The organism is Nocardia sp. NPDC051900 (assembly GCF_044452545.1).
Taxonomy (GTDB): Bacteria; Actinomycetota; Actinomycetes; order Mycobacteriales; family Mycobacteriaceae; genus Nocardia; species Nocardia sichangensis.
In genome coordinates, this window is record NZ_JBITBU010000018.1 from 146,800 (window position 1) to 158,895 (window position 12,096).

The 12,096-nt window shown below is 69.9% G+C and carries 5 protein-coding genes; 3 read left to right on the plus strand and 2 right to left on the minus strand.

Annotation, left to right across the window (positions count from 1 at the left end):
* The first annotated feature begins 233 nt into the window (after positions 1-233).
* The 3 genes from ACIA5H_RS27905 to ACIA5H_RS27915 are packed head-to-tail and all read left to right on the plus strand — an operon-like array spanning position 234 to position 8,757.
* Positions 234-6,638, plus strand: coding sequence for a type I polyketide synthase (locus tag ACIA5H_RS27905; protein WP_397078360.1), 6,405 nt, complete (start codon positions 234-236; stop codon positions 6,636-6,638).
* Positions 6,639-6,666: 28 nt separating this feature from the next.
* Positions 6,667-8,064, plus strand: coding sequence for a condensation domain-containing protein (locus tag ACIA5H_RS27910; RefSeq protein WP_397078362.1), 1,398 nt, complete (start codon positions 6,667-6,669; stop codon positions 8,062-8,064).
* 9 nt (positions 8,065-8,073) lie between these two features.
* Entirely contained in the window at positions 8,074-8,757 is a 684-nt protein-coding gene (locus tag ACIA5H_RS27915) for a hypothetical protein (protein WP_355070955.1), read from the plus strand.
* Positions 8,758-8,772: 15 nt separating this feature from the next.
* On the opposite strand, the gene ACIA5H_RS27920 is transcribed toward ACIA5H_RS27915, so the two are convergent.
* Together ACIA5H_RS27920 and ACIA5H_RS27925 are read right to left on the minus strand one after the other, a co-directional pair.
* Positions 8,773-10,881, minus strand: a complete 2,109-nt coding sequence (locus tag ACIA5H_RS27920; protein WP_397078364.1) for an MMPL family transporter — start codon at positions 10,879-10,881, stop codon at positions 8,773-8,775.
* Positions 10,878-12,077, minus strand: a complete 1,200-nt coding sequence (locus ACIA5H_RS27925) for a peptide synthetase (RefSeq protein ID WP_397078366.1) — start codon at positions 12,075-12,077, stop codon at positions 10,878-10,880. The genes ACIA5H_RS27920 and ACIA5H_RS27925 overlap by 4 nt, the downstream gene beginning before the upstream one ends.
* Positions 12,078-12,096 lie beyond the last annotated feature (19 nt).

Here is a 12,096-nt window from a genome sequence, read left to right on the forward strand (position 1 = left end):
GCGAGGCCGGGAACGGTTGAAACCTAGCAATGCCAAGGCATTTCACCGGCAGTCGATCCGGAATTTCGAGATGCCACAACTCGGTTCGCAAGCGGATTGTGAAGTCTCCCTGAGCCCACGACGGCCGGTGTGGCGGCCGTTACGCTGGGCCGGACGCCAAGTGTGCACAGGCTGATTCGTGAATCGCCGGAAAAAGAATGGCGATCGAACTGGATCCGACCCGGAGGATGTGCATGTCGGATATTGCAATTGTCGGCATCGGCTGCAGGTTTGCAGGGGGCATCGACTCGCCCGAAACATTTTGGGAATTCGTCCTGGACAAACGGGACGGCGTGGTCGAAATGCCGGCCGATCGCTGGGATTACCGCCGCTACTACGATCCGGAACCGCGTACGCCGGGGCGCAGCTACACCAAGCGCGCGGCGTTCATGACGATCGACCCGTGGGAATTCGACCCGGACTTCTTCGGCATCTCCCCTCGCGAGGCGACCGTGCTCGATCCGCAACAGCGGCTGATGCTCGAGGTGACCTGGGAGGCGCTCGACGACGCCGGGATCGCGCGACGCGCGGCGGGCGGCTCGATCGGCGTCTACGTCGGCGGATTCGTGGTGGACCAGTCGGTGATCGGCGTGGTCGGCCCGGCTCTGTTCCACACCGACATGCACACCCCGGCCAGCGCGTCCTACACCATGCTGTCCAACCGGATCGCCTACGCGCTCAACCTGGTCGGACCCGCGCTCACGGTCGATACCGCGTGCTCGTCGTCGCTGGTCGCGTTTCATCTCGCCTGTCAGGCGCTGGAGAACGGCGACTGCGAGGTGGCGCTCGCGGGCGGCGTCAACGTGATGCTGCAACCGGAGACCTTCGTCCTGATGTGCAAGGGTGGTTTCCTGGCCGCGGACGGCCGCTGCAAGTCCTTCGACGCCTCGGCCGACGGCTACGGGCGGGGCGAGGGCGCGGGCATGGTGGCGCTGAAGAAGCTCGACGACGCGGTCCGCGACGGCGACCGGATCTACGCGGTGGTGAAGGCGACCGGTTCGAATCAGGACGGCCGCACCACCGCGATCACCGTGCCCAGCGCCGAAGCCCAGGAGGCACTGGCGCGTTCGGTGTGCGGCCGCGCTGGCCTCGCGCCGGGGACGATCACCTACGTCGAGGCGCACGGCACCGGCACGCTGGTCGGCGATCCGGTCGAGTTGCGCGCGCTCGGCCGAGTGTTCGGCGCGCCCGCGGGGCGCACGGGCTCACTGGGCGTCGGCTCCGTGAAGTCGACACTCGGGCACACCGAGGCCGCGGCCGGTATCGCGAGCGTGATCAAGGCGGCGCTGGCGATCCGGCATCGCACCATCCCGCCGCAGGGCTGGCTGGACCAACCCAATCCGGACATCCCGTTCGACGAGTTGGGATTGCACGTCCAACTCGAGGCGGAGCCGCTGCCCGCCGACGCCGAGCCGATGACGGTCGCGGTCAACGGTTTCGGCTACGGCGGCACCAACGCCCACACCATCCTGCAGGAGTTCCGGCCGACCGCCGCTGAACCTGTCTCGCCCCCGCGGCACTTCGGCGTCCTGCCGATCTCGGCGCGCAGCACCGGCGCGGCGCGGGCGCTGGCCGGTCGATTCGGCGATCTGATCGCCGCGGGCGCCGACCCGGAACAACTGGCCGAGGCCGCCTGGACGCGCATGGCGCACCATCAGTACCGCACGGGCATGCTCCTCGGCGACACCGCCGACCTCGTCCGCGATCTGCGCTCGTTCGCCGCGGGCGAGGGCCGCGACGCCGCGCGGACGATCGTGGCGCGCACGGCCGAACCGGTGTTCGTGTTCTCCGGCATGGGTCCGCAGTGGTGGGGGATGGCACGCGAATCGCTCCGCAGCCGAGGTGTCTTCGCCGACACGGCGGAGGCGGTCGACGCCGAGTTCCGTTCGATCGCGGGCTGGTCGATCATCGAGGAGCTGCTGCGGCCCGAGCAGGAGTCCAGGGTCACCAGCACCGAGGTGGCGCAGCCGGCCAACTTCCTCGTGCAGGTGGCGCTGGTGCGGGAGCTGGCCGAGTACGGCATCCGGCCCGCGGCCGCGGTCGGACACAGCGTGGGCGAGGTGTCGGCGGCCTACGTGAGCGGCATGCTGTCGCTGCGTGACGCGGTGCTGGTGGCCTACCACCGGGCCCGGTTGCAGGCGACGACCGCCGGATCGGGTGGCATGCTCGCGGTCGGGATGTCGCCCGAGCAGGCTCGCGAACTCGTCGGCGACGACCAGCGGGTGGATGTCGCCGCGATCAACAGTGCGAGTTCGCTCACCTTGTCCGGTGACGTCGACCGCCTCGACGAGATCGCCGAAAAGCTCACCGAAGACGGCATTTTCGCGCGCAGACTTCGCGTCGAGGTGCCGTACCACAGCCGGTTGATGGACCCGATCCTGGACGAGCTGCGCGCCTCGCTGGCCGGGCTCACGCCGATGACGCCGACCGTGCCGCTGTACTCCTCGGTCACCGGCGAACAAGTTGTCGGCCCCGACTGGGACGCGGAGTACTGGTGCGCGAATGTGCGGCAGCCCGTCCGGTTCGCGGACGCGGTCGGGAAGCTGATCGGCGCGGACAGCCGGGTCTTCCTGGAGGTCGGCCCGCACCCGGTGCTCTCGGGCAACATCCGCGAAGCGCTGCTCGGCGCGGACGTCAACGGCACGACGGTACCGACGCTGGATCGCAAGCAGCCGGATTCGGTGAGCATCCGCCGCACCCTCATCGGCCTCTACGGCGCGGGCGTGCTCGACCTGGACAAGCTGTTCCCGGCGGAGCGCGCCACCCCGCACGTGCCGCTGCCGCGCTATCCGTGGCAACGGACCCGGCTGCACGCGGCGCTGCCGCTGTTCGAGCAGGCCCGGTTGGGCACCCCCGGCGCCTACGCCATGCTCGGTGATCCCGACGTCGAGGGCAGGCCGGACTGGCTGCTACAGGTCGGCACCGAGTTGCTGCCGTGGCTGGCCGATCATGTGGTGAACGGCGTCAAGATCATGCCGGGCGCGGCGTACCTGGACGCCGCCCTGAGCGCGACGGCCGCCCGTCTGGGCGTGGAACGCGTCGCGCTGGAACAGGTTCGGTTCGTGGCCCCGCTGATCATGGGCGCGCCGGACGTGCCGCTGGTGGCGCTCACCGTCGAGGAGGCCAGCGGCCGGTTCATGATCCGATCGCGCTCGGCGACCGGGACGGCCTGGACGGTGCACGCGTTCGGCCGCACGCTGACCGGCAGCCACAAGCCGACGAAGGTCCCGGTGCCCACCCTGGACGTCGGTCTCGACATCGACCCGCGGATGTTTTACAGCGGTCTGGCCGCGGCGGGACTGCAGTACGGTCCGGCCTTCCGTCGTGTCACCTCCGTGCGCGTCGGCGCGGACGCGGTGGTGGCCACCGTCGACGGCGCCATCGCCGCGGATTCCGGACATCTCGCCCACCCCGCGGTGGTCGATGCCGCGATGCAGTCGGCGGCCCTGCTGTTCGCCGACGCCAGGATCGACGAGGGCACGCTGGTGCCGGTCGGTGTCGCGGCGGTGCGGCTGGTCGCGCCGCTGCCCGAGCGGATCACCGTGGTCGCGCGGCGCGATCCCCGGGCCCGGCTGCGCGCCGAGGTGGATCTGCTCGACGACGAAGGCAGCCTCGTGATGCGGTTGAGCGGCCTGCAGATCGGTGCGCTCGCGCCGGGCCAGGATCCGCTGCACCGGATGGTCGACTTCTACTACGCCGAGACGCTCGAACCGCGCGATGCCCTCGATCCCGCCGCGCTGCCGCGGGATTCGGTGTCCACGGTGATCGTCGCGCTGGGCGGCGACTGCCGCCGGGCGGGGCAGCTGGCCGCCGCGATCCCGGGTTCCCGGCTCTACGTGGCCGGGGTGGCGAGCCGCGAACTCGCCGCCGATCTGGCCGCCACCCTGGCCGCCGCCAAGGCGGAAGGCGCCGACCGGCTGCACGTCTGCGTGGTCGCGGGTGCCGTCGAGGACGATGTCGCCGATCTGTGGACACTGGAGCGGATCGCGGTCGCTCTCGACGAGTTCGTCCACCCGGATGCCACCGAACAGGGGCCGCAGAGCGTCTTCGGTGACGGCTGGTGCCATGCCACGCTGGTGACCGAGGGCGCGTTCGCGCTGCCGGACAGCCCGATTCCGCCGAACTCGAAACATGCCGCGCTGGCCGGTGCGCGCCGGGTGCTGCTCAACGAGCAATCGGCGCTGCGCTGGCGGCTGATCGACGTGGAACCCGGCACCGAGATCGGCGAACTGCTCGGAGAACTGGCCGTGCCCGGCGCGTTCTGGAACGACAACCTCGACGAGGTGGTGCTGCGCGCGGGCACGCGCTGGGCGCCGCTGGTGACCAAGCCGCTGCAGGCGCGCCTGGACGCCCTCGACACCGCCGAACCAATGACCGACCCGGAAGCCAACTTCGCGCTGGACTTGCCCCGGACCCGCCTGCTGTCGGCGTTGGCATGGCGGCAGTGCCCGCGGCCCCGACCCGGACCGGGACAGGTCGAGGTGCGGATGAAGATCATCGGTCTGAACTACAAGGATCCGCTCAAGGTCATCGGTCTGCTCGGTGAGCGCGAGTTGGCGCCAACCTATTTCGGCACCGTGCCCGGAATGGAGGGCGTCGGCGAGGTGGTGCGGGTCGGCGAGGAGATCACCGACCTCGCTGTGGGCGATCTGGTCGCGGTCGCCGCCAAGGGCATGATGCGGCGCTACGTCGTCGTCGACCGGCAACTGACCATCCCGCTGCCCGCCGACGCCGATCCCGCCTACTGCACCAGCACCATCGCCTTCGGCACGGCCGAGTACGCGCTGCTGGATCTGGCCCGGCTGGAACCGGGGGAGACGGTGCTGATCCACGGCGCCGCGGGCGGCGTCGGCACGGCCGCGATCCAGGTGGCCAAGGATCGTGGGGCACGCATCATCGGCACCGCCGGTACCGACGAGCGCCGCGCCCACGTGCTCGCCCTCGGTGCCGATCACGCGATCGACTCGCGCTCGCTCAACTTCGTCGACGACGTGCTCGAGCTGACCGGCGGCAAGGGCGTCGAGGTGGTGCTCAGCAGCGCGCCGGGTGAGATCCTGCGCCAGAACTTCAACGCCGTCGCGGAATTCGGGCGCATCGTCGAGGTCGGCAAGGCCGACATCTACACCGGCGGCCTGCTGGAGATGTCCAACTTCGACAAGAACCTGGCGTACTTCTCGATGGATCTGGACCGCCTGGTCGCCGTCGACGCGCAGCGGCTGGCTCGTTTGTTGCAGCGGGTCTACGAGAAGGTGCTCGCGGGCACCTACAAACCGTTGCCCTACCGGCTGTTCGAGACCGACGAGGTGGCAAGGGCGTTCGAGGAGACCATCCGCTCGACCGGTCTGTCCCGGATCGCGCTGCGCCTGGATTCACCCGCCCCGGCGGTGCGGCCTTACCTACCGGATCTCGAGATCCACAGCTCGGCGACGTATTTGGTCACCGGCGGATTCGGCGGGTTCGGGATGGCCATCGGGCGCTGGCTGGTGTTGCGCGGGGCGCGGCGGCTGGTACTGCTCGGCCGCGGCGGCGCGAGGACTGAGGAGGCACGCCGCCAGCTCGAGGCGTGGCGCACCGTAGGCGTCGAGGTGATCGAGGAGCGGGCCGACGTCACCGACCCGGAGGCGGTCGCCGCGATCGTCGCGCGGTCCCACAGCGCCGAGCACCCGCTGCGCGGAGTGTTCCACGCGGCGGGCGCGGTGGCCGACAATCGCCTGGACGCGATGCGATTCGAGGAATTGGACAAGGTGTATCGCCCGAAGGTGCACGGTGCCCGGGTACTGCATCGAGCCGTGGCCGACGCCGGGATCGGGTTGGACATGTTCGTGCTGTGCTCCTCGGGCGGCTCGATGTACGGCATCTACGGGCAGTACAACTACTGCGCGGCCAATGTGGCGGTGGAGTCGCTGGCCGAGGAATGGTCCCGGGCCGGCGAGCGGGCGCTGTGCGTCGGCTGGGGTCACCTGTCGGGCGCGACGGGCGGCATGGCCGCCGACGAGACGGCCCTCAAGTACCTCGATCTGGTCGGCTTCGATCCGATCGACATGGCCGACGCCACCGCCTATCTCGAGCAGACACTGCGCTTGGGCGTGGCCCGCGCGGCGATCATCCCGACCGACTGGGCCAAGCTGACCGGCACCTTCCCGCAGCTGACCCGCACGGGCCGCACCACCGCGCTCGCGCAGGCCTCCGCCAAGGACACCTCCGAGCTGGCTCGGCTGCGCGCGGAGGTGGCCGCGATCGAAGAGGGCAAGCGCGGGGCCTTCGTCGCCCGCAAGATGGCCGAGGAACTCGCCGTCGTCATGGGCGTGCCGGTCGAGTCCATCGACATGACCGTTCCGGTGCCAGAACTCGGGCTGGATTCGCTGATGGCGGTGGAACTCGGCGCGCGGGTCACCAAGACCCTCGGTATCGACCTGATGTCACTGCAGATGGGCCGTTCGTTCAGCCTGGAGCAGGCCGGACCGAAGGTGGCGGAACTGATCCTGGCCGCCGATTCCGGTCAGGCGCAGCCGGTCGCGGATCCGGTCGCGCCGACCGCTTCGAATGACGCTGCGGCCGAGCGCGTTCCGGCGCTGATGACAGCTGGGGCCAGACCGTGACCGACCGCCGTCGAAACGAGGTGTCCCCGTGGTCCGTTTCGGGCTGATCGATGAATGGGAGCCGGGGCCGGGCCGGCTGGTCGGCTGGGCGGCGTCACCGGAGTCGGTGGCGCGCGCCCGCCGGGCGCCGGTGCACCCGGCTCCGCCCTCGCACCAGCAGGAGCAGTATCTGCGGCTCGCCGATCGGCACGCCGACGCGGATTTCCGGTACTCGGGCCTGTGCCTGGTGACCGCGGAGATCCCGACCGGCGGCCTCGACCTGGCCGCGATGACGCGGGCGGTCAACGCGTTCCTGTTGCGCCACGACACCTTCCGAACCTGGTTCCGGGTCGACGCCGCCGGTGCGATCGAGCGTCACCTGGTGCCCGCGGAGGACGTCGATTTCGTGCCGGTCGACTACGGCCACGTGGACGAGGCAAGGGCGATCCGCGATCACGTCCAGAAGACGACGCCGGGGCCCTTCGACTGGGACTGCTTCACCTTCGGGGCGATCGAACGCGAGGATTCGACGACGGTCTACCTGGCGGTCGATCATCTGCACACCGACGGATTCGGCCAGTACCTGTCCGGGTTCGACCTCGCGCTGCTGTATCTGCGCGAGGTGTGGGAGGACGTCGGCATGCTGCATCCCGCGGCCAGCTATCTCGACTACTGCACCGCCGAACGGGAGTACACCGGCCGGATGACGCTCGCCTCGCCCGGCGTACAGAAGTGGCTGGAGCTCATTCGCGGGAACGACGGCGAACTGCCCTCCTTCCCATTGGATCTGGGCAGGCGGACCGATGTGTACAGCCGCAGCGCGCACCGCACGGTCACGCTGTTCGACGAGCACACCGCGCTACGGTTCGAGCGGGTCTGCCGTGACAACGGCGCGGAATTCGTCGGCGGCATCTTCGCCGCGGCGGCGCTGGCCGAGCGCGAGCTCGTCGACAGCGACTATTACTTCGGCATGACACCGGTCAGCACCCGCGGTTCCGCCGCCGAACGCGCGTCGGTCGGCTGGTATGTGACGTTGCTGCCGGTGGCCTTTCCGATCGCGCCGACCACCACCTTCGCCCGGGCCGCGGCCATCGCGCAGCACGCCTACGAGAACGGCCTGCGCCTGGCTCCCACCTCGTTCCAGCGCGTGGTGGAACTGCTGCCCGCGGACTCCGATCTCGACCTGGAACCGGGCTGGTCCACGCCGATGATCTCCTACGTCGACGCCCGGGAACTGCTCGGCAACGAGGTCTTCGACCTGGCGTCGTGCGGGTTGTACGCCAATCGCGCCGCGTCCGAACAGGTGTTGATCTGGATCAACCGGCTCGCGTCGGAGACCACGCTGAGCGTCATCTACCCGGACACGCCGGTGGCGCACGGTTCCGTCGAGCGCTACGTGGCCACCCTCGAAGCGGTGTTCGCGGCGGCGGCCGAGGACACAGTGTGAGGAGGACATATGCGCACCGCTTTTCGTGACCCGGGGATACCGGACGGAGAGAAGTCCGTCTACACCGTCAGCGTGACCGATCGGCCGCCGAAGCTCGATCTGATCAGCGTGGTATCGCACGACGGCGACGGTTACCGCTCGATGCTCGAGGTCGGTCTCGGACCCGCGAATTTCGCGATGACCATCGAGCAGCGATTCCAGCGCTCCGGAGATCGGTTGTCGGCCGAGCGCTATCGCGCCGAGACACGCTCGGGCACCACGGTCGTCAGCCGCGAAGAGGCCAACTTCGTCGGCACCACCCATCTTCAGTTCGGCGGCGGGATCGCGCCTTTTCCGGCCAACGTGATGCCGCTCGCCGGCGGCCTGACGCTGCTGCGCGGCCTGGACTTCGCCGAGGGCGCCGAAGAGTGCGTCGACCTGTGGCTCGCCTTCTCGGTGCACGTCCCGCTCGGTGCGAAAGTGGAGCAGCGCACCGTCGTCGACGTACCCGCCGGTCGCATCACCAGCTGGCAGGTACGGCTGCGGCCGCGGCTCACCGGGCTGAACACGATGGTGGAAAAGGTGATCGGCGGGTTCCTGCCACCCGCGGTGGCCCACTTCGACGCGGTCGCCCCGCATCGACTGGTCCGGATGAGTTTCCCGACCGGGCCGATGCCGTGGGATCCACGGGGCCTGCTGGAACTGGTCGCTTAGCACCGCTGGATTCCGTCAGGCTGCCGACGTGCGTTCCCGGATGCGGCCGACGGTGGCCGGGATGATGCGGCGGCGCGGTGACCACCAGTTGGCCGGGCCCATCAGCTGGACCAGAGCGGGCACCAAGAGCATGCGCACGAGCGTGGCGTCCACGACGAGTGCGATGATCATGCCCAGACCGAGGAAGCGCATCGGGGTCAGCGGGGAGAGGGTGAACGCCCCGGTGACGATGACCAGCAAGGTCGCCGCCGCGGTGATCACGCGCGCGGTCTTGACCGTGCCTACGCGCACCGACGCCGCGGTGTCGGCGCCCGCGTCGTGCGCTTCGACCATGCGCGACAGCAGGAACACCTCGTAGTCGGTGGACAGCCCGAAGACGACCGCGAGGATCAGCACCAGCATGCCCGCGGTGATCGGGCCTGTGCTCACGCCGAGCGGACCGGACAGATGCCCGCCGCAAAAGATCCAGGTGAGCACGCCGAAGGTCGCGGCGAGGCTCAGGAAGGCGAGGGCGACGGCCTTGAGCGGCAAGACGATCGAGCGGAACGCGGTGAACAGCAGCACCAGCGTCGCGCCGACCATTACGAGGATCATCCACGGCATCCCGGCGACGATGGACCGCACGCTGTCCACGGTGGCCGCGGTGTCGCCGCCGACCCACAGCACGGTGCCGTCCGGCGGCGTCAGGGCACGGATGCCGCGCACCGAGGCGCTCGCCGCTTCGGTGCGATCGGTATCGCGCAGGAACGCGTGGAAGACGACGAAATCCTCGGCGCGACCCACCTGGACGACCTGCCGCACACCGTCGACCTTGCCCAGTGCCGCCGCGACGGCATCGACCGCGGCCGCCTGCGGCGGCCCGTTCGTGCCGTGCAGCACGGCGGTGGCTCCGCTGCCCGCCGCGGGAAACTGCGCGGTGAGTTCTTCGATGGTGACGCGCATGGCGTTGTCCGGGGGCAACGCGTGGTGGTCGATGTCGCCCAGCCGCAGCCCGGCCAACGGCGCCGCGAAGACCAGCAGGACGGCGCCGACGACCACGGTCACCAGCCCCGGCCGCCGCAGCACGCGGTCGACCAGGCCGCCCCAGAACCGGTCGGTGCGATCGATCGCGCGCGCGGCGCCGATGCGCGCGCCGAACAGGGCGAGCAGGGCGGGCAGCACGGTGAGCGAGAGTCCGGCGGCCAGGGCGACCGCGGTGATCGCGCCGATGCCGAGCGAGCGCAGCACCGCCTGCGGGAAGACGAACGTACCCGCGAACGCGCAAACCAGCAGCAGTGCCGAGAACGCGATGGTGCGTCCCGCGGTCGAGTAAGTGCGGGTGATCGCGGCGCGCACGTCGTGCCCCTCGGCGACCTCCTCGCGGAATCGGGTGACCAGGAACAGCCCGTAGTCGATGGCCATCCCGAGGCCGAGCAGGGAGGCGATGTTCACCGCGAATGTGCTCACCTCGGTGAGTTCGGCGAGCACGCGGATGGCGCCCAGCGCGCCGAGCACGGTCAGGCCGCCGACCACGACCGGGAAGGACGCGGCGACCAGGCCGCCGAACACCAGCACCAGGATGAGCAGCGTCAGCGGAAGCGAGAGCGCTTCCGCCCGGACCAGATCGTGCTGGGACTGCGCGTTGATCTCCGTGGAGACCGCGCTGTAGCCGGACAGATCGGCCGGAACACCCGGAACGCGAAGCAGCGGTTCGATGTCGGGATACACGGCGACACGCTGGTTGGCGTCACCGGCGAGATAGACCACGGCGAGCGCGTGCCGTCCGTCCGCCGCGCGCAGGAACTGCTTTCGCGCGAACCCAGCGTTCCAATAGGTTTCGATCGGCCGTTGCAGCACCGCCGGATCGATCCGCGCCAGCGCCTCCTGCACCAAGGGGCCGATGTCGTCGAGCGTCTGTCCCTCCGGAGCGGTGTAGCGCACGACCACGTCGGGATTCTGCGGTCCGAAGTGCTCGCTCACGAGTTGATCCACGTGCGCGGACTCGCTGCCGGGATCGATGAACCCGGCAGCGGTGACCTTGTCCGACGCCCCGATGCCCAGGAGGCCGGACAGCAGCATCACCCCGGTCACGACGACGAGCACCATCCGTGGCCGGGCGAGGACGCCCCGGGCGATGGCGGTCATGCCGCGGCCAGATCGTGCGGCGCGAGCTCGGCCTCGAGCCGCGCGGTGATCTTGTCCAGCAGCGCCTCCAGCCGGGGCTCGATGCCCACGCCGTTGCGGCAGGAGACGGTCAGCTCCAGCTTCCCGCGCGATTCGACCATGGCGAACAGCAGCGGCATCGCGCCGCTGTGCTGCGGCAGCAACCGCATGGTGGTCGGTGTCCAGCCGGGCACGGCGATCTCGTCGAGATCGCAGGCGCCCATGTGGGAGACGGTGGCCGACACCATGTTCCGGTTCAGCCGTGCTCCCAGCCAGTTGCTCCCGCGCAGCACCGTGCGAATGACGGCGTCCGGGAACTTCGACAGCTTGCCGTTGTCCAATTCGTTCAGTTCGCGTTTCTCCCGCAGACCGACCCGCATCCGCTCCCTGACCGCCTCCCAGTCTTCGCCTGGCGCCACGTCGAGAAACAGGGGCAGCGCCAGGTTCGCTGTGGACCGCGAGCCGGGATCGTGCCTGCGCAGATCGACCGGAATCATGAAGCGCGACTTCGTCTCCGACTCTTCGGCCAGGATCGCCGCCACGCGCGCGACGATGCCCCTGCCGGTCGCCTCGATCGTGCGGTGGCGCAGCAGCCAGCGCGGGGCCGCCGGATCCTGGCGGCCGCGTCCGGACGGCGCCTGGAATGTGGGCAGCACCAAAGTCGGTCTGCCCGCAGCGCCGACCCGCGCGACCAGTTCGGCGTCCGCGACCGGGTCGGGAGCGCCGAGCGGACGCTGCCCCCGCAGGGCGCGGAATACGTCGTCCACCCACATGCGCATGCCCATGCCGTCCATCACGCCGTGGAAGGCGCGGAACAGCACGGTGGTCTGCGCACCCGTGAGCAGCAGCACCTCGGTGGTGCGATCCGGCGTGGGACCGATCGGGCTGTTGAGCACCGCGTCGTGCTCCAGTGCGTTGTAGTTCAGCGACCATCCCGGCACTACGCGCACGGTGGCGGCCAGACCGCTGTCCACCCAGTCGCGGCCGTCGCGGACGAGGCGGGTGCCGGGAGCAGCCGCCGAGGCCACGTCGACGGCGGCCTGCACGGCGGCCGGATCAAGGCTGCCCTCGCCGTGGACGGCGATGTGCATCACGAACGGCGGAGTGACCTGTCGCGTGGAGAAATAGAGGCGTTCGGTGGGGGTGATCTTCCTGCGGAAGACAGGGGCGTTGCTCATGCTGGTCTCCGGTAACGGG